Origin of the sequence: Massilia cellulosiltytica, assembly GCF_047325105.1 — a bacterium.
GTDB lineage: Bacteria > Pseudomonadota > Gammaproteobacteria > Burkholderiales > Burkholderiaceae_D > Telluria > Telluria orientalis.
In genome coordinates this window covers 2525568-2545441 of sequence record NZ_CP168562.1, presented here as the reverse complement: position 1 = coordinate 2545441, position 19874 = coordinate 2525568, and the positions used below count along the sequence as shown (strand labels likewise).

At 63.0% G+C, this 19874-nt stretch carries 13 protein-coding genes; 3 read left to right on the top strand and 10 right to left on the bottom strand.

The window, feature by feature from the left end; translation table 11 throughout:
* Complete coding sequence (locus ACEN9H_RS11265) at positions 1-747, top strand: peptidylprolyl isomerase (protein WP_413674803.1); 747 nt, start codon at positions 1-3, stop codon at positions 745-747.
* A 3-nt stretch (positions 748-750) separates the two neighbouring features.
* Here the strand turns inward: ACEN9H_RS11265 and ACEN9H_RS11260 are convergent, their stop codons facing one another.
* Complete coding sequence (locus ACEN9H_RS11260) at positions 751-1317, bottom strand: nitroreductase family protein (RefSeq protein WP_413674802.1); 567 nt, start codon at positions 1315-1317, stop codon at positions 751-753.
* 16 nt (positions 1318-1333) lie between these two features.
* On the bottom strand, positions 1334-2866 hold the full coding sequence (locus tag ACEN9H_RS11255; protein ID WP_413674801.1) for a diguanylate cyclase: 1533 nt from the start codon (positions 2864-2866) through the stop codon (positions 1334-1336).
* A gap of 421 nt (positions 2867-3287) precedes the next feature.
* On the opposite strand from ACEN9H_RS11255, the gene ACEN9H_RS11250 reads away from it, so the two are divergent.
* The gene (locus ACEN9H_RS11250; RefSeq protein WP_413674800.1) at positions 3288-5660 is read left to right on the top strand and encodes a TonB-dependent receptor; all 2373 of its coding nucleotides are present in this window, start codon (positions 3288-3290) and stop codon (positions 5658-5660) included.
* A gap of 58 nt (positions 5661-5718) precedes the next feature.
* Here ACEN9H_RS11250 and ACEN9H_RS11245 read toward each other — a convergent pair whose 3' ends face one another.
* The 6 genes from ACEN9H_RS11245 to ACEN9H_RS11220 form a co-directional block, all read right to left on the bottom strand.
* Positions 5719-7950, bottom strand: a complete 2232-nt coding sequence (locus ACEN9H_RS11245) for a glycoside hydrolase family 3 N-terminal domain-containing protein (RefSeq protein WP_413674799.1) — start codon at positions 7948-7950, stop codon at positions 5719-5721.
* Positions 7951-8020: 70 nt separating this feature from the next.
* Positions 8021-9433, bottom strand: coding sequence for a DUF3943 domain-containing protein (locus tag ACEN9H_RS11240; protein WP_413674798.1), 1413 nt, complete (start codon positions 9431-9433; stop codon positions 8021-8023).
* Positions 9434-9513: 80 nt separating this feature from the next.
* Entirely contained in the window at positions 9514-10608 is a 1095-nt protein-coding gene (locus ACEN9H_RS11235; protein ID WP_413674797.1) for a hypothetical protein, read from the bottom strand.
* A 12-nt stretch (positions 10609-10620) separates the two neighbouring features.
* Positions 10621-11031 carry a hypothetical protein gene (locus ACEN9H_RS11230; protein WP_413674796.1) on the bottom strand — a complete coding sequence of 137 codons (411 nt, stop codon included), beginning with the start codon at positions 11029-11031 and terminating at the stop codon, positions 10621-10623.
* A gap of 31 nt (positions 11032-11062) precedes the next feature.
* Complete coding sequence (locus tag ACEN9H_RS11225; RefSeq protein WP_413674795.1) at positions 11063-12667, bottom strand: methyl-accepting chemotaxis protein; 1605 nt, start codon at positions 12665-12667, stop codon at positions 11063-11065.
* A gap of 131 nt (positions 12668-12798) precedes the next feature.
* Positions 12799-13863 (bottom strand): acyl-CoA dehydrogenase family protein, encoded by a 1065-nt coding sequence (locus tag ACEN9H_RS11220; protein ID WP_413674794.1) that lies wholly within the window; start codon positions 13861-13863, stop codon positions 12799-12801.
* Positions 13864-13985: 122 nt separating this feature from the next.
* Here ACEN9H_RS11220 and ACEN9H_RS11215 point away from each other — a divergent pair, with 122 nt between their 5' ends.
* Positions 13986-15197, top strand: a complete 1212-nt coding sequence (locus tag ACEN9H_RS11215) for an XAC2610-related protein (protein WP_413674793.1) — start codon at positions 13986-13988, stop codon at positions 15195-15197.
* 235 nt (positions 15198-15432) lie between these two features.
* Here the strand turns inward: ACEN9H_RS11215 and ACEN9H_RS11210 are convergent, their stop codons facing one another.
* Positions 15433-16800: a T6SS immunity protein Tli4 family protein gene (locus tag ACEN9H_RS11210; protein ID WP_413674792.1), complete on the bottom strand. Its 1368-nt coding sequence runs from the start codon at positions 16798-16800 to the stop codon at positions 15433-15435.
* Positions 16801-16846: 46 nt separating this feature from the next.
* Positions 16847-19867, bottom strand: coding sequence for a phospholipase (locus tag ACEN9H_RS11205; protein WP_413674791.1), 3021 nt, complete (start codon positions 19865-19867; stop codon positions 16847-16849).
* Positions 19868-19874: the final 7 nt, after the last annotated feature.

The following is a 19874-nucleotide window of genomic DNA, read 5'->3' as shown; positions in this document are numbered from 1 at the left end:
ATGGGTATCTCCGTCAACGGCGTCGAGATCGACGACCGCCAGATCGAACAGGAACTGCCGCACCACAAGGGCACTCCCAACCTGCTGAAAGCATCGGTGCACGAAGTCGTGCTGCGCACCGTGCTGCTGCAGGAAGCGGACCGCCTCGGGATTGCCGGCGCCGACGACGACGCACGCGTCGAGGCGCTGCTGACGCAGGAGGTCAGCGTGCCGCAGGCCGACGAGGCAGCGTGCCTCACCTACTACCGGAACCACCCGGACAGGTTCACCCGCGGCGCAATGGTCGAAGCGCGCCACATCCTGTTCCAGGTGACGCCGACCGTGCCCCTGGACCTCGTCCGCGAAACGGCGGAGGACATCCTGGCGGCGCTGCGGGCCGCGCCGGAACGCTTCGGCGAACTGGCGGCGCAGTATTCGAACTGCCCGTCCGGCGCCGTGGGCGGCAGCCTCGGCCAGCTGAGCCGCGGCGACTGCGTGCCGGAATTCGACGACGTGCTGTTCCGCCTCGGCGAAAACGAGCTGGCCGCGCGCCCCATCGAGACGCGCTTCGGCCTGCACATCGTCCAGGTGCTGCGCCGCATCGACGGCTCGCTGCTGCCGTTCGAAACGGTGAAATCGCAGGTCGCCGCGTGGCTCGCGACGGCCGCGCTGCAGCGGGGCATCCACCAGTATCTGCAGATCCTCGTGGGCCGCGCACGCATCGAGGGCATCACGCTGGAAGGGAGCGCGACGCCGCTCGTGCAGTAGAAATTACAGGCTCGTGAAGAATTGCCCCGGCTGCGGACGCACCCGGGGCGTTTTTTTCGGTTCTCCAGTACCGATGCCGATGAAGCAGACCGCACGCTCGTGCGCGTCGAGGGCCAGCAGGCGGCGCATGGCCGGCGCGTCGAGCGCCCCGCCGCTCGCGAGTCCGCTGGCAAAGCCCAGCGCCTGCGCCGCGAGCAGCACGTTCTGCAGCGCGCAGCCCAGCGACACCAGTTTTTCCTCGACCGGGATGGCGGTGCCGGGCGCGTCGACGAAGACCGCCACGAGCAGGCAAGGCGCGTGCAAGGCTTTCGCGCGCGCGGACGCCCGCGCTGCATCGTCGGCCGTGGGATCGCGCTGCGCAAGCGCTTCCTCGAACACGGCGCCGAGATCGTCGCGCCGCTCCGGCGGGACCAGCACGAAGCGCCAGGGCAGCAGGCAACCGTGATCGGGCGCCTGCGCGGCCGCGTCCATCATCCGCGCCAGCGCGGCATCGTCCGGGCCCGGCGCCTGCAGGCGGCGCAGGGCCACATGGCGGCGCGCCGCCAGCGTATTCCACAAATCCGAGTTCATGGCGCTCATTATAGGGTCAGGTCGCGGTACGGTTGCGCCCTGCTTCCTTGGCCCGGTACAGGGCCGCGTCCGCGTGCGCGCCGAATGCGCGGTCCGGGTCGTCCGCCTGCTCCGGCACGGCGGCGTACGCGCCGATGCTGACGGTGACGACGCCCAGCGGCGATGCCTCGTGGCGCAGTGCATGCGCGGCCACGCTGGCATGGATTTTTTCGGCGACTTCGCGCGCGCCGGCCAGGTCGGTTTCCGGCAGCAGCACGACGAACTCTTCCCCGCCATAGCGCGCGGCCAGATCGCCGCTGCGCCGCAGGCCGCGCAGCATCGCCTGTGCGACGGTCTTGAGGCATTCGTCGCCCGCCAGGTGACCGTAGCGGTCGTTGTAGCGCTTGAAGTGGTCGACGTCGATCATCAGCACCGCGAGCGACGCCCGGTTGCGGAACGCGCGCCGGTGTTCGCGCTCCCAGGTCTGCTCGTAGTAGCGCCGGTTGAACAGCTCCGTCAGGCCGTCGACATAGGCCATCCCCGACAGCGACGCATTCGCCGTCTCGAGCAGCGCCTTCGTCGTCAGCAGGTCGCGCTGCAGCTGGTCGCGCAGCCCGATCTGGCGCACGGCGCGCCGCCCGAGCAGCAGCAGGCAGGCGATCAGCACGAACAGCGCCAGGTACGACAGGATCGCGCTGTGCAGCCACGGTCGCAGCGCGACGTCCTTCGACCGCAGCACCGTGATCCGGGCCGGATAGTCGCCGACGCGCGACTCGGTGCGGATGAACGTCGCGCCGTCGATCTCGGCGTCGCGTCCGCGCAGGCGGAAGACGGGATCCTTCCGGGTGTCGCGTCCGATACTGGCCGTGTCGAACGGCACGCGCAGCAACAGGGTGCCGTCGTCCAGCGTCAACAGGATGCGGCCGTCGCCGCCGATGTCGAGGCCTTCGTAGAACGTGCGGAAGAAGTCGATCTTGATCGTCGCCAGCGCCACGCCCGCGAAGCTGCCGTCGGGATGGTCGATACGGCGCGACACGGGAATGATCCAGGCGCCGCTGGTGCGGCCGATGATCGGGCCGCCGACGTGCACGCCCTGCCCCGGATGCTGCTTGTGGTACTGGAAGTAGGCGCGGTCGCTGTTGTTGCGGCCATCGAAGCGCGCGCCGGCGGAGTTCACGATCCAGCGGCCGTTCTCGTCGTAGATGAACAGGCCCTGCAGCGCCGGCATGTCCGCCATGTGCTTCATCATCAGCGCGCGCAGGCGCGCCATGTTCGCGGCCGACCACCCTTCCACTTCGACGTTGTCGACGAGCGACACGAGCACCGTGTCCGCCATCTTGAACGAGGAATTCGCCTGGTTGGCGAGCGTGTGCGCCGTGTTGGACGCCGAGATGGACGCGCCGGACAATTCCAGCGCGCGCGAGTGATAGCCGCTCCACGCCATGACGGCGACGGAGGTCAGGCACGCCATCACGATCAGCGCGATCGTGACGACCTTCAGCGGCCGGCGGCCGCCGTCCAACGCGTCGACACGATCCTGCCCCGCCTGTCCGGCTTGCGACTGCAACAACGCACTGGCTCCCTTACGAAACAACACCCACCCCGACGATTCGGCAAACAGCCGAGTGTATGCGATCGCCTGTGCGGCGGGTCGGCATCCCATGCAATACCGGCATCTTATGTATCCGTGCAACAACGAATGTGACCCGCCGTTACATTGTGCCGCTCGTGTTGTATTGATCGCTCGCCGGCGCGATTCCGAATTGATATCCCTTGTCTTTAGCGCACGGTTAGGTTATTTTGCCGTTTGACGGAAAACGTTTAACCTCGCACGTAAGCGCAAGGTATTGACCATTATCTGAGCTGATGGGGACAATCGTTTTCCTTCATGATTGAGACGGACGAAGCGTACCGTCTTTTTATTTCGCCGGAATTGGAAACGTTGCCAATCGAGTGACGCCACCGGCCAGACCGATAACAAGGAGACCCACATGCGTTACCCCGGCACACCCAAGCCCGTGGCCGCCGCCATCGCCCTGCTCGCCATGAGCGCCCATGCCCAGGAGGCGCGGCAGCCCGAACCCGCCAGACTGGAAACCGTCGTCGTCACCGCGAACAAGCGCGCCCAGAACCTGCAGGACGTGCCCGCGTCGATCACGGTCCTCGGCGACGCCGTCCTGCAGCGTTCCAACGTGCGCGAACTGGACGACCTGCCCGCCCTGTCGCCCGCACTGACGCTGTCGTACGGCACGCAGCCCGGCAACTTCAGCATCAACATGCGCGGCGTCGGCACGTACTCGCTGGGCATCGGCGTCGAGGCCGACGTCGCGGTGATCGTCGACGACATCCCGCTCGGCATGCAGGCCAACGCGTTCAAGGACCTGGCCGACGTCAACCGCATCGAAGTGCTGAAGGGTCCGCAGAGCACCCTGTTCGGCAAGAGCTCGATCGCGGGCGCGCTGAACATCACGACGAAGCCGATCGGCGGCCCGGTCAGGACGACGGCGACCCTGCTCGCGACGAACGACGACGAATGGCGCGCCGGCGTCAGCGTGTCGGGCGCCGTGTCCGACACGTTCCGCATGCGCGTCGCCGCCAGCAAGACGAATTACGACGGCACGCTGAACAACCTGACGACGGGCGGCAAGCTCAATGGCAGCAAGGGCGACAACCTGAATGCGAAGTTCGAATGGCGCCCGACCGACGACCTGACGTTCACGCTGACGCCCCACTACAACCGCACCGAGAAATTCTGCTGCACGACCGCGTTCACGTCGATGACGCCGGGCGGCCTGTATCGCAACGCGCCGCAGCTGCCGCAGTCCGTCGTCCTCGCGGGGATCAACATCAATCCGTCCAACCGCGACGTGCGCAACGACTATCCGACGGGCGGCAAGTTCCACGACTGGGGCACGGGCCTCAAGATCGACTACGGCCTCGCGAACGGCCTGACGCTCAGCTCCATCTCGTCCTACAGCAAGTACCACATGGACGACTATCAGGATAACGACGCCACCGACATCGACATCCTGCAGTTCCTCGCCCTGCCCAACGGCGCGCCCACGCAGATGCACGGGGGCCTGTACCAGTACGGCGTGTTCAACGTGAAGTCGACGACGCAGGAATTCCGCATCACGTCGCCGGACCGCGGTCCGCTCCGCTACGTGGCCGGGCTCTGGTACGGCAAGAACGACCTGAATCGCGAGCTGGCCAAGGCCCCGCTGATCCAGAACTACGGCACGAACTACGGCGCGGACGCGTGGAACATCAACAAGGCGATCTACGGCCAGGGCAGCTGGGACTTCCGCCCCGACACGAGCGTCATCGTCGGCGCGCGCCTGAACGACGAGGACACGGGCTACAACTTCCGCCGCTACACGGTGCCGCCGCAGGCGTTCGCGCAGACCGAGTTTTATACCCGCTCGGACAGCAACACGAGCCGCACGTGGAAGCTGGGCCTCGAGCACCGGCTGGACAAGGACGCGATGGTGTACGGTACGATTTCGACGGGCCACAAGGGCATCGCGTACGACCTGACGTCGAGCTTCACGGCCGTGCTGGCGGCGCGTCCGCCGGTGGCGCCGGAAACGGCGCGCAGCTACGAAGTGGGCTGGAAGCAGAGCCTGTGGGACAACCGCGCGATGTTCTCGCTGGCCGCGTTCCGCACCGACTTCCGCAACTTCCAGCAGTCGGCCGGCTTCTTCGACTACGACGGCATCTTCCGCACGGCGCTGAACAGCATCGGCGGCCTGCGCACGCAGGGCGTGGAACTGGAAGGCAGCGCGCGCGTGACGCGACGGCTGCAGCTGAACGGCAGCCTCGCCTACACCGAGGCGACGATCCGCGAATTCCGCAACGGCCCCTGCTACAACGTGCTGAACGCGGCGGGTACGGCGGCCGTGCCGGGGCCGGGCTGCTACCAGAGCCCCGAATTCAACAACACGAACGTGCAGGACCTGGCCGGCAAGACGCTGCCGAACGCGCCGAAAGTCAAGGTGAACCTGGGCGGCCAGCTGGACGTGCCGCTGCCCGCGCTGCCCTTCGACGGCTTCATCGCGGCCACCATGCGCTACCAGAGCCGCACGCAGTTCTCGCTGAACCAGGATCCGAACACGATCCAGGGCGCCTACAGCATCACGAACCTGACGTTCGGCGCCGCGGACCGGGGCGGCCGCTGGAAGGCCACGCTGTTCATCAACAACCTGTTCGACCGCCAGTACGCGGCGGGCCTGAACAACAGCATCGCCAACAGCACGTGGAGCCCGAAGGCGCCGAACACGCCGCATGCAGTGAACACGACCGAATGGCTGCCGCCGCGCGACTGGCACCGCTATTTCGGCGTGCGTGCCGACCTCACGTTCTGATAAGGACAAGGCGGCCCGGTGAACCCGAGCGCCGCCTTCCGACGGCGCTCGAGGGGCCTCACCGCCCGGTCAGCTCGATGGTCTGGCGCAGCCGGATGTCGTCCGATGCGCTGCCGACCATCAGCTCGAACGTCCCCGGCTCCGCGCCCCACGCCAGCTTGCGGTCGAAGAACGACAAGGTCTCGCGGTCGACCGTGAAGCTGACGGTGCGGCGCTCGCCCGGCTTCAACGCGATACGTTGAAAACCCTTCAGTTCCTTCACCGGCCGCACGACGGACGCCACGGGGTCGCGCAGGTAGAACTGCACGACCTCGGCGCCGGCCACGCGTCCGCTGTTCGTCAGCGTGAACTGGAGGGTGATCTTCCCGTCGGGCGTCATCCGCGTGCTGGAGAGACGCAGGTCGCCATACGCGAACGTCGTATAGCTCAGGCCATGGCCGAACGCGTAGCGCGGCGTGTTCGGCGAATCGATATAGGCGGACCGGTAGACGCTGTTCCCGTTGTCCAGCACGGGGCGGCCCGTCTGGTATTGCTGGTAGCCGATCGGGATCTGCCCCATGTTGCGGGGGAAGGTCATCGGCAGCTTCGCAGACGGATTCACGTCCCCGAACAGCACGTCCGCGATCGCATTCCCCCCTTCGCTGCCCGGGTGCCACGCGTACAGGATGGCGTTCGCGCCTTGCGCGACGTTCTCGAAGATCAGCGGGCGCCCGGCCATGATCACCACGACGGGGGTCTTGCCGATCGCCTTCAGCGCGTCGAACAGTTCCGCCTGGCGGCCCGGCAGGCCGATATCGGCGCGTGATTTCGCCTCGCCCGACATGCCCCAGCTTTCGCCGCCGGCCAGCACGACGACGGCGGCCGCGCGCGCGAGGTCCAGCGCGGCCGCGAAGCCGTCGGTGCCGCGGCAGGCCACGTCGCAGCCGGCTGCGTAGGCGACGCGCGTGCCCGGTCCCGCATGCGTGCGCACTGCATCCACGAGGCTCGCCATCGTCGCCGCATTCGAGTCCACGATCCAGCCGCCTTCGAGATCGCGCCGCGCATCCGCCAGCGGTCCGATCACGGCGATCGAGCGCGCGTCCTTGCGCAGCGGCAGTGCGCTGCCATCGTTCTTCAGCAGCACCATCGATTCCGCCGCGATCCGGCGCGCGGCCGCGCGATGGCGCGGATCCGCGAGCGCCGCCTTCTCGCGCGCGGGATCGGAAAAACGGTATGGATCGTCGAACAGGCCCAGTTCGAACTTCTTCGTCAGCACGCGCCGCACGGCATCGTCGACGAGCTTCACGTCGACCCGGCCGCTGCGCACGAGGTTCGCGAGCGACGAGGCGTAGGCGCCGCTTTCCATATCCATGTCGCTGCCCGCGGTGATGGCCTTCGCGGCCGCATCCGGCAAGTCGTTCGCATAGCCGTGGACGACCATCTCGCGCACCGAGCCCCAGTCGCTGACGACAAAACCCTTGAAGCCCCAGCGGCCCTTGAGGATGTCCCGCTGCAGCATCGCGTTGCCGGTGGCCGGGATCCCGTTCAGCGTGTTGAACGAGTTCATGAACGTGGCCACGCCCGCATCCGCCGCGGCCTTGAATGGCGGCAGATAGGTCTCGTGGAGCTGGTGCTCGCTCATGTCGACGGCGTTGTAATCGCGGCCGGCGATGGCGGCGCCATAGCCTGCAAAATGCTTCGCGGTGGCCATCACGGATTCGAGCCCGCCCAGCTTCGTGCCCTGGAAGCCGCGCACGCGGGCCGCGGCGATGCGCGAACCCAGGTACGTGTCTTCACCCGCGCCCTCCATCACCCTGCCCCAGCGTGGATCGCGGCCGATGTCGACCATCGGCGCGAACGTCCAGTGGACGCCGGCCGCGGAGGCCTCGCGCGCGGCGATGCGGGCCGATTCCTCGATCGCGTCGAGGTCCCACGACGCCGCTTCGCCCAGCGGCACTGGGAACACGGTGCGGTAGCCGTGGATGACGTCGAGCCCGAACAACAGCGGAATGTGCAGGCGCGACTGCAGCGCCAGCGCCTGCACCCGGCGCGTCTCGGCCGCGCCGCGGATGTTCAGCATGGAGCCGATCCTGCCGTCGCGGATGTCGCGCTCGATGTCGCGCACCTTGTCGGAACCCGGGCCCGTGCTGAAGTCCTTGCCCGACAACTGGTTCAGCTGGCCGACCTTTTCGTCCAGCGTCATCTGCCGCAACAGCGCTTCCACGCGCTGGCTCACGTCGGCCTGCGCCGCGCCCGCGAGCGCCATCAGCGCACAGGCGACGGCCGCGCGCGTAAAACGTTTTTTCTCCATATCGTCTCCACCAGGGTTATCCCGTGAAATATAACCGCAAGTAAAACGTTTTACAACGGTGGCGCGCGCCCTACCATTCGACCGCGCCGAAGCCGCGGAATGGCTGCCAGGTGTAGTAAATACCGATGGTGTCGCGCCGCTGCTGCCGCTCCGGCACGTTGGCGAACGCGAACGTGCGGCGCGACGTGATGTACTTGAGCGAGACCGCATGGCGGCCGCTCAGGCGGTAGGTCAGCGTGGCGTCGCCCCGGAACACGCGGTCCGTGCCGCCGGTCTCGGGACTGGTCAATTTACCGTTGAAGAATTCGCGCGCCGTGAGGTCGAGCGCGATCTTCTCGCCGCCGATCACGCGCAGCATCAGCATCGCTTGCGGCGCGAAGCCGTAGTTGTACTGGCCGCTCGTGCTGGCGCGCACGGTGCCCGTCGACGTGTAGCCGACGCCGGCCGATGCGTGGCCCTGCAGCGCGAGTCCGTCGGCCACCCACCACTGCGCATTGGTGCCCAGCGACAGGCCCGTGCTGGCCACGCGGAACAGCTGCGGCGCCAGGTAATCGTAGCTGCCGTAGATGCCCGCGATGCCGCGCACGTTGCGGCTGGGCGCATACGGCGCGCCCCACAGCAGGCCGCGCGAGGCGAGGCTTTCGATGCCCTGGATATTCGACAGCCGCAGGCGGAACAGGAAATAATCGAAGGGCCGGCGGTACGTGTAGCCGGGTTTGCCGGGCAGGCCGTAGTCCAGCGCGAAGTCGGCCGACACCTCGTTGCGGTGCGGCGCCTGCGACGGCCCGACGTTCCTGTGCGAGACGCCGCCGACGCCCAGCTGCAGGCGCGCGTAGATCTCCGGGCTGTTGCTGGGCCAGATGCCGGACCCGCGGCCCGGACGCACGTAACGGTTGAAGCCGAGCGGCGGCGACACCGCGGCCGCGGCGGCCTCGCGCCAGCGCGGGGACAGGCCATAGCCCTGCTCCAGCACGAGATTCGCCATGCGATACAGGGATTCGCCGAGGAAGCTGCCGCCGAAGCTCGTCGTGATCTGGTCGTTGCGCGACGGCGGCGTCGTCTCGCCCGCGACTTCCCACACGGCGCTGCCGGCGAACGCGAAGCCCAGCGATTCCCAGAACGTCAGGCCGTTGCTGCGCGCGAGGCCGAAGTAGACGGAGCCCTGGTACGGGTGGCCCAGCTGGTTGATCTCGAACGGATCGCGGTCGACCACCCAGCTGCTGTGCAGGTTGCGGCGGATGGAGCCGACGCTGACGCCGTAATCGTCCGGGCGGACGAAGGCGTGATCCACGCGGTTCAGCAGGAACTGGAAGGTGGCGATTTCCAGCGCCGCGGCGCCATAGCTTTTGTATGGACGCGGGTCGTCACCACGTCCGGGTTCCTGCAGCGGATCGTCGTCCGCCTGGACGGCGCCGGCGGCCAGCGCCAGCAGCACCGCGCAGGCGCAGCGGCGCGGCATGAAGCGATTCCTCGATACCTTCATGTTCCTCTCGACAGCGGGTGAGCATTGTTAATCTAAATATAACGAATGCCCACCATCGATGTCGCACGGGACCGGATGGGTCAGAACAGGACGTCCCAGGTCACCGTCACCATCTTCGCGTTCTTGGTGAAATCGTACGCGCTCGAATCCTTCACCGAGTCCCACTGCACCTTCAGGTCCATGTTCTTGCGAAAGTCCCAGCGCACGCCGACGAAGCGCGTGTTGTCGTTCTGCGTTTCCGTATAGGTCGCGGTCTGCTTTTCCTTGTACGAGGAAAATCCGGCCATCGGCATGAACTGGCCGATGCGGTAGCCGACCGTCGCCGTCCAGCTGGACGACTTGTAGTCCAGCGCGGGACGCATGAAGCGGTTGGCTTCCGCGCGCACCATCCAGTTGCCGTAGTCGATGCTGCCGGACAGGCCGACGATGCGCTGGCGCGTGCCCCGGGCGAACGTCGGGTCTTCGCCCGGCGGATACATCGACAGGTCGATCGAGTTCTGCATGTAGATCAGGCGCGCACCGAACACCTCGTTCGACACGTCGAGGTAGCCGCCCAGGATGTGCTTCCAGTCGTCGTCGACGCGGTAGCCGTAATAGATCTTGCGCTGCTCGGTGTTGTTCTCCGTGGTCTCCTGGCCGGCGAACAGGGTGCCGGTGACGGCCCAGTCGCCGAAGCTGCGCGAATGGCGCACGTTCACGCCGTTGTAGGCGCCGACCTCCCAGCCATAGATATCCTGCGGCACGCGTGCCCACGGCAGCGTGTAGCCGATGTAGACGCTGTCCGAGTACGCGTAGATCGGCAGCCGGCGGCGGCCCACTTGCACCGTCGTATCGGGCGCGATGTCGTACGAGAGATAGGCCCAGTCGACTTCCGGCTTGCCGTGCTCCGACGCGCGCGCCACCGCCTGGACGGTGCCGGACAGCTTGCCGGTGAAGCGGTAGCTGGCCTGCAGGCCCACGAGCGATTCGCGCGCGAGGCTCCATTCGTTGCCGTGGTAGACGGCGCCGTGCTCGTAATTGCCGATGAAGCAGGGACACGGCTGCCCCATGAACTCCCCGTCGGAACCGCCGTAGGCCTTGCCCGCGGTGACGGTGGCGAACCCCGAAATACTCAAGTCGCTGGCCTGTGCCATGCCGGCGCTGGACAACAGCGCGGCGATCATCAGTTTCTTCATGCTTTTTATCGGTTAGTTGGCGGTGGCGATGACCTTGACGGTGGCGTCAACGTCCTTCCTGTCGATGTAGCCGACGGCGTTCGGATCGGCGGCGACGGCCTTGCGCATCGCCGCGCCCGAGTCCACCTCGGCGGGCGGCGTGCCGGTGCCCGTGAAAATCAGCTTGCCCCACATGGCCTGGACCTGGACCGGGTCCTTCTTGCAGGCCTTGGCGAAGAACTCGTCGCGCAACGGGTTCTTTTCCGTGAGGTTGATCGGGGTCGGCGACTTGATCTTGCCGAGGAACGCCTGGCATACCTGCGTCACGGGCGGCGCCAGCGACGAGTGGGCGGACACGATGATGCTGATCTCGGCGTGCGCGGGCGCCGCGGCGCACGCCGCGAACGCCACGGCGGATGCCGCAGCGGGAAGGACTCTGTTCATGATGATGGTGTGGTGTTGAAAAGGATGCGGGTCAGGCGCGGCGCCGCGCCACGGGACTGTTCGATGCCGGCAGCGCGAGCCTGTCGCGCGCGGCCGGTTGCGGCAAGGCGTCCTGGCGCGCCAGGGTGAACACGCTCACGACGGCAGCCAGGCTGGCGGCCTGCTCGCGCAGCGCGCTCGCCAGGCCCGCGGTCTCGTCGACGAGACCGGCGTTGCTCTGCGTGTCCATGTCCATCTGGGCGATGGCATCGTTGATATGCTCGATGCCCGCGGTCTGCGCCTTGCTCGCTTCGGCGATCGCGGCCATGATGTCGGTGACGCGCCGGACGCTGCTCACGATCTCGTCCATCGTGCGGCCGGTCTGGTCGGCCAGCGTGGTGCCCAGTTCGACCTGGGTGACCGAGCGCCCGATCAGGGCCGTGATGTCCTTCGCCGCGGCGGCCGAACGCTGCGCGAGGCTGCGCACTTCGTTCGCCACGACGGCGAAGCCGCGCCCGTGTTCGCCGGCGCGCGCCGCCTCGACGGCCGCGTTCAGCGCGAGCAGGTTGGTCTGGAACGCGATGCCCTCGATGACGCCGACGATGTCCGCAATTTCGCGCGACGACGCATGGATCGCCTCCATCGTGGCGATCACCTGCCCGACGACGGCGCCGCCCTGCGTGGCGACATTGGCGGCGAATCCGGCCAGTTCGTTGGCCTGCGCGGCATTCGCCGCGTTTTCCTTGGCCGTGCCGGTGAGCGCTCCCATCGACGACGATGTCTGCACGAGAGCCTGCGCCTGGTGTTCCGTGCGCCCGGCCAGGTTGCCATTGCCCTGCGCGATCTGGACCGAGGTGGCGGCGATGTTGTCGGTGGCGCTGCGCGCCTCGCTGACGATCCGCACCAGGCTGCCGTTCATGTCCCGCAGCGCCTTCAGCAGCTTGCCCGTCTCGTCCTGGGCATCCACGGCGATCATGCTGGTCAGGTCGCCCGCGGCGACGGTCTCCGCCACCCGCACCGCCTCGTTCAACTGGCGCACCAGCGTGCGCGCGACGAGCAGCGCGAAGGCCAGCGTGACGACGAGGCCCAGCACGCCCGTGACGGCGCCGCCGAGCACGGCCCGGTTCGACGAATCGGTCGCCGCGCCCACGGTGCCGGTGAAGCGGTCGCGCGCCGCCGTGCGGAACCCCGCGACATCCTTGCGATAGGTCGCCAGCGCCGCGGCCATCGCCTGCAGCCTGTCCTTGGCCGGCATGCCGTTGTGATTTGCCATCGCGTCGGAAATCGCGCGGGCCGTCTTGTAATACGTGTCGAACTCCAGCGCCAGCCGGCCCAGGTCCGCCTCATGGACCTGGTCGAGCGCGCGCACGCGGCGGTAGTTGTCCGCCACCTTCGCAGCCAGGGCGTCGGCGCCGGCGATCTGCTCGGGTTCACCGGCGGCGGCGGCCGAATTCAGCACGTCGATGATCTTGTCCAGGGCGCCCGCGTTCTCCGTCAGCGCATCGAGCACCGGATACTGCACGTCGCGCACATCCGCCAGGCGCAGGTTGTTCTGCTTGAAGACGATGGCCGTGAAGGTCAGGTAAGCCCCCATGCACAACATCGCAATGGCCGGCGCCAACAGGACTTTCCACAGCACGGGCAGGCGGCTCAGCATCTTCACTCCACGCAGAAGCCGCAGGCCGGCCCCTCAAAGTTGACTTGAGGCAAATGTTATCTGGTATTTACTCATTCTGGCAAGAAAATAATTTCGTATAGACAACATTTGTGAAGTATGTGAAATCCGGACTACGCCAGCCTGGCCAGGTCGCCTTTGAGGTGGGCCACCGTCGGCGTCACGACCGCCAGGAACGCTGCTTCACGCGCACGGCGGGCGTAACCGCCGCTTCTCGCGCGCAGCAACGCACGTCCTCCCAACGCCTGCAACTCCAGCGCGACGGCAGCCGCCGCGATGTCGACCATCCGCAGGCGCAGCGTCAGCAGGTCGCGCGGCCGTTCGCGCAGGCTGCCGTCATCGAGACCGGCGCACAGCGTCTGCCGGCACGCCGCGATCTCCGCATCGAGCGCGTCGATGTCGCCCGCCAGGACCGACGGCCTGCCGTCGAGCGCCGCCCGCGCCGCCCGCAGCGATGCGCGCGCGAGTCCGAGCCCGAGACCGCATTGCAGGCCGACGAAAACGGGACGGATCGACGGCAGGAAGATCCGTGCCTGCGGGTGGATCTCCCAGGAGGCATCGAGCACGACCTCGTCCAGGCGCAGGGCGGCCGTGTTGGTGCCGCGCAGCGCGAGCAGATCGAGGTCGGGTTCGCGCACCACGCCGCGCGCGTCGTGGGGGAGCGCAAACACGGCGGGATTGTCGCCATGTTCGCCGCCGACAGCGATCGCGGCGACGAACCCCTGCCTGCGCACATTCGTCGCCCAGGCCACCGTGCCGTTCAGCCGCATGCCGTCCGGTGCGGCGGTGCCCGTGATGTGCAGCCGGTCCAGGCCGCCCAGGAATTTCATCGCATTCGACAACCCGGGCGCGCCCGCAAGGCGGCCGTGCAACAAGTCTGGCAGGAGCCGCCGCACCTGGTCGCGGTTCGGGCTCGCCAGCAGGCAGGCGATGACGGCACGCTGTGCCCAGTACACGAAGGCGGCACTGAGCGAGTGTTCGGCGAGTCCTGCGACGATGTCGGCGGCGGCACTCAGGGCGCGTCCGTCCCCGCCCTCGCCTTCAGGCACTGCCGCCGCGAACAGGCCGGCCTGGGCCAGACGGGCCGGCAGCGCATCCGCATGCAGCGTGTCCGCATCCAGGCTATCCGCATGCGCGTCGAGCCATGCGACCAGCGATTCATCCATTCGTACCATCATTCGTCCTGTGTAAAAACGCATTGTAGCGATGCTAGGCGAAATCAAGATCCATACAAACAAGAGCGATTTTGCTATTTCGGGTTTACATGTAGACTTCGAGCGGTCCAATCACAGGTAGCAACATGCGCAACATCTTCGTTTTCATCATGGCTTGTTCGCTGCTGTCCGCGCATGGACAGTCTTTTGCCCAGGAGGCGAAGCCGCCGCGCGTCGAATTTCCTGTCTGGGAACGGGTACTGTCCGGCACCCTCGGCACAAAGCCGATCAATGTGGCGCTGACCCGCATCGCCGGGAATGTGTCGGGCTGGTATCGCTACGAGCCCTGTTCCGAAAAGACCCGACAACAGCTTGAGCTGACCGGCACGGTGAAAGCCAACACGCTCAGGCTGGCCGAGCGCGATTCGCATTCTGCGAAGAACATCGCGACCGGCCGATGGACGGTGAACCTGGACGGAGTTAATGCCTCGGGAACCTGGTCATCGCCCGATGGCAGGAAGACGTTTCCGCTGCATCTGCGCGATACGCAACCGGTGCCATTCGAGCTGCGCCTCGTTGCCGACGCGATGTCGAATGAATCGGATGACAGCGACGCAGCGCCTTACGTATCGGCCATCAGGATTTACCGAAACGGCCAGCTCGCCCAGGAATTGCCGACCGATTCCCAGGGGCCGGGCCGCGTCTTCATTCCATCGTTCGTCGACGCCAATTTCGATGGGTTCCCCGATCTCACGATCGCGCTCAGTTTGCCGGCGGGACCGAACATTCCGCAGCAAGCCTGGCTGTTCGATCCAGGCACGCAGCGCTTCGTCGATGCACCGGAAACGCTGCAGGGGATTACCTCACCCGAGTTCGACAAGAAATTCAAAACCATTGTTTCGCAATGGCGTAACGGATGCTGCGAACATGGCGTGACGACATATCGTTGGGATGGGGGGCAGCTCAAGGAAACCGCCACGGCGTCGAGCGTGCAGTTGCCGGTGCTGGTCGGCCGGAAGATCCTGTATTGCTACACGGTTCCCGAGTACCGGGACGGGCGTATCGAATTTCCCGACCGGGTGGAACAGGTCGGCGATCGCCTTACGTTGACGTTCGATGACTTCAGCGGCTGCGAATCGCAGGCATTGCCCAACGTGTCGGGAGACATCGCGATTTGGAAGCGTGACGGAGCGGGGGAACTCAAGGTCGTGCGCACGGAGAGCACGGCGTGGAAACCAGTCGACATGCCGGGCGGGCGTCGTTATTGTCCCGAGATCCCGTACTTTGCGAAGGGACGCGTCGAGCGTAAGTTCATGCGGGATCGTCCTGACGAAGCCTGTAGTGATACCGCACCTTGAACATTACGCGGCCCGTTCCGGTCGGTATAGGAGACACGCAGCCCCTGACTACCGTTGCGCCCTTCTCGTCGGAAATAACCGAACTTCAAGCAAACAGACCGCGTTTGCGAACGCGGGCCTCTCAAGGAAAATCAGGCGCATTACATCGAGTAAGATGCCGGGACTCATTTCACTGCGAAGCCCCTCCGCAGTACCAAGTCATGTCTCGTTCACATGAGAAGGGGGCTTCCTCGAGTTATCTTCGAGTCAGTTCTGGCATGGGTGGCGTGGTTGGCCTCCAGCGCATGCTTTTAACCACCAGGTCCATTCGACTCTTACTGGCGGCGAACGGCGGAGGAATTTCCTTCAACTCCGGAGCCAGATTCTTGTTTATAGTACGCATATTCACGAGAATGTAAGGCAGCACAGTCGTGCCCAGCCATCCGCCATACCCTGTGAACACACTGTAAATTTCGTACCCCTTGCCTCCGGGTTGATCAAGCTTTAAGTGTACGCCTCCCTGTGACGCAGACAGCCCGCCCATCTTGACCATTCGGGGGCCGATACGTTGGATCACCTTGGGCACTGGATCGCCTGGCTTCTCCGGAGCGGGCGGCGAGATGGCCGCCTCGGCCATTGCGAGCAAAGGCGCCGCCTTGATATTTCGCGGATCGACAGTACCCGTACTTAGTGTATACAAGACACCCGGAGCATCACTGAAACGTATTGACTGCTTAAACGCGATAGGTGTTTCTCCATCGTCTGCGATAAAGCCGAAAGGTACGCATACACCTCTTTCTGAGGGAATTTCGTTAGCCGCCCGTGGGCGGAAATTCGAGAGCACAGAAGAGAATTTTTTCTTATGGTTCTCCTTATCTGCCGTCGTTTTCATCTTCACATTGGATTCAAATACGAAGATGTGATCGCCTCGAGTCAGGTACGCCCTGAGAATCGAACGGAGATCCGAATTATCAACTGACGAGTCTTCACTGGTCCAATATGCCTCACTGTTCGGCAATCCGGTGTCAAACTTCTCAAATTTCTTCCCGTACTCAGCTATGATCGTCTCGAACCGCTGGATATCCTGCGACTGCGCTTCGATCTCGGCCTTATCAGTGTCCGTTATTTTTCCGGCCTTTTTCAGCCTTACAATGTAAGCGCGCTTTTCTTCAATATTTTTTTGCAAAGCAACCATTCTACCGAAAGGTGTAGCCTTAAATACGTTCTCCTTCGGGAACTTTTTTGTCGATGCAACGACAGCGATGAGCGTATCCCCAAAACGCATACTATCATATGGATCTCCGATATTGTCGCTGAACGATCTTGCAAAAATGCCTTTTGGATACATGTGGCGATAGTAAGTCGGCCATTCATCAACCCCGTTAACTTCGAACATTATACGGCCAAAACATTCGGAGTTGACACCGACCGGTTTCTGGTAGTCGGGCGCGGTTATTTTCAATAAATCGTCCGGAGTTGGAGTCCGAGAAGGTGCGACTTCTGTCGCATCGACCGACAGATCTGCCGCCTGGAGCACATTTGAAACACGCCCCAGCAATATTAGGGCTATCGCTAGGCGAGGAAATAATCCTCTACGAGGAGACAAAGATTCAGTTCGTGACATCTATACAATTCCAAGAGTATACAAGGCTCAAAGCAAGGCGAATCGCCTATCCGTTCACTTCAGTTTCAGTCGCCTGCATCGTACTCGCGACTGTCTGTTGAGGCGCTGTAGCGGGGTCTGTCTTCGCAAGCATCGTAAGATTCATTGCCGAAAGATTATTTTCACCTTCAGTCCATGATAAAGGCAACGCCACGATAAAACCTTGTATTTCTCTTGGGGACTTTTCTTTTACCCGAGCTTTTGCATGCCAAGAATACGTAGTATCCCGAACTTCGTCATCTCTCCAAAATCGTTCATTGAACGGCATGTGATAGTCCAAGGCACGCTTGGACTTGTTCCATGTCGGCCAGATCGAACTTGGTTTATTACCAACGGCCGGAAGAAACGGAAACGCATCTTTGTATGCCGTCGCATTAGCGTAAGCAACTCTCTGAATCGCTTCCCACGATTCCTTTGCGGCAGGCTTTTCCACGACATTAATTAGGGAATGTGCCGGATGTGCAGATCCCATTAGACCAAATAATTTTTTCCATAATCTGACCCTGAGGCCGTGAACGCACGAACTCACCATCGCTGGCTTGACGCCATCCAACTTGACACTCTTTTGCTCATCATCTCGTATCACGACCGCGAGCTCGGAATCTCGATTTCCCAACTGACTTCTATCGTTGATGTTGGCACTTCCGAGGATGGCCACGCGATCGTCAGCAATGAGCAATTTCGAATGCACGTAGATTTGCTCCGTGACTGGCCGCCCGTCCAAAACGTCCCAGTTACGAAGATTGAGCAACGTCAAATAACTCTTCCATTTTTCTCCGACTTCCTGCCGCAGGTCGTCAATGGGATATTCGCTAGCAATCTTCTTCGCTTGAGCAACACTGATATTCTTCTTCTTCTTGATATCTAGCGTCAGTATTGCCCGATTAATCCGATTTACAAGACTATGACTGCCGAATACTAGTGACTGCATCGTCAAATGAAGCTGCGTCATGATGTTGAGTGTATCTAACGTGCCTTCTGGATGAACTGGAAGAACCATATATACATGGAAGGGCTGACCATCGAAAATCGCCTTCTCAATCCGGGACGCCAATGCCTCACCAATAGGATTAAAAATGCGCTCTTGAGGCTTCCCCATCAATAATGATGCTTTGATAGAAGCGATATTGCCAAGTACTGTCTTCAAATCGTTTACAAAAACGTTCCCCTTCCCTTTAATGTCACGCGCGATGTCGTCGTACTCCACCCATTTAATCTTGCTTGGCACTTCATTCCATGGCACCCCGAAAATTCCAAGACGCTTTGTGTATTTCTGATAATCGGGCAAAGAATTGACATCAGTTAAAATCGACATCGGTCCGTTGTTTTCACTGGGTTCGAGCGTCGCGGAGTCGGTCCCGTATGCTGACTGAAAAAATTGCCCTTCAATATAAATGAAGTTCTGTGAACCATAGATTGAAGTTAGCATCGCCTTAAGACAGTTGTTTTGCTCGCGAATGGGTCCATGCATCTCGGCGCTTCCTCCGCGGTCAGCCATCTGTTCATCGCGCTGCAGAGTCGCAGGCGCACTCCGGAGGACCTGCACCCAACACTTCCCGTGCTTACTTTGGTCCTTCTTCATTATGCTAGGAGAAATACGAGGTAACCGAACAGCGCCGGTAGGACGCAATCCAAAGGCGTCGAAAAAGGCAGACACCTCTGTCCCAGCCCTGGTTCGATAAGAAACCTCATAACGATGCGCAATAGCGTTCCAGCGCCGGATAAAGTTTCTGGCGAGATCGCTGACGGCCGGACCCAAGATCGATGCGTGAACATCGTGCCACGGCATACGAGGTTGAGATGGAGACAAAACCTTTCCGTCAGGAGGCAACATCTTCCTGACTTTGCGAAGGTTCTTGTAGCGCTTCGGACGATTGTCCGCAGACACGCTGAGCTGCTTGAACACGGCAATGCCGAACATTTCAATAATCTTGATTGTCTCCTGACGCACTTCGGCTGGCAATTGCTCCAGGCTGGCGTGATTCAACCAAGCGACGAGCGCAGCGCTTGCCGTGCTCACATGCGCCGATCCAGTTTGTCGAAGACGGTCAAGTTTGCCGTTCAGGCTCTGATTAATCCGTCGATAAGTCCAGCGCGTCAGGTCGTCCGCGGCCTCGACGGGTTTATCCTGGAGGCTGCGAATGAATTCCGGCATCAGTTCCTTGGAATTCCACCAGTCGCTGACTTCTTGCCGCTTGTCTTTGGCAAAATCGCTGCCGGCTCTTTTCCAGTCCAGCACCGTGGCAACCGGTTTGCCCGATGCGGACTCCCACCACGCGCCAGCTTTCGCCAGGAAGCCGTCGAAGCTAGCGCAAATGAGCTCGTTTCTGGTGAGATAGTTGACCTGTTCGACTTTCGTTAGTTCATGAATCGGTGGAATGCAGGTGTTGTAGACCTCGTTGCCAACACGACCTTCATGTGCAAGTGGAAAACGGCCGTTATCTCGACGTCCGTACGCCAGATCGATCCCGCCTACAAATGCACGGACTTCGTCGATAACGACCAGTTTCTGGTGGTGTGAAAACCCGATCCCAAGTGCCCCCGCCATATCGCTCTGCGCGATTGCAGGCAAAGCGAACGCACGTACCGGGGACGGCAGGCCAGCGTTCAATTGGTAGACCGCGAGCATCGTTTCAAAGTCCCCCGTATTGACACCAGCCTTGGGGGAGAGCCATGGCATGATGTAGACCCGCAAGGCCGGGTTCGAGTCAATGGCTTTCTCGAGACATTCGTACAATGTTCTTCCCGCGGTCAACTCTACGTCAAAATTGACCTGCCACCCAGCTATGTAAATCGATTTCTTGGCGCCTGCAATCGCATCCGCGACTGCAGCGAAATATTCTTCCCCTGTGACGTAGAATTCAACCGAATTTCCGTTACTCGGCTCCGAGAAGACTTTACCCCAAGTAATGTCAGGATGTCTTGCAATAGGTACGTCATCATGTACGAAACATCCGGGTGCGGACACCGCGGTGGCGGTCGGCATCCCGTCCGCGGAAATCAATTGCGAAATCTGTTTGCTGGTCATTCGGTTT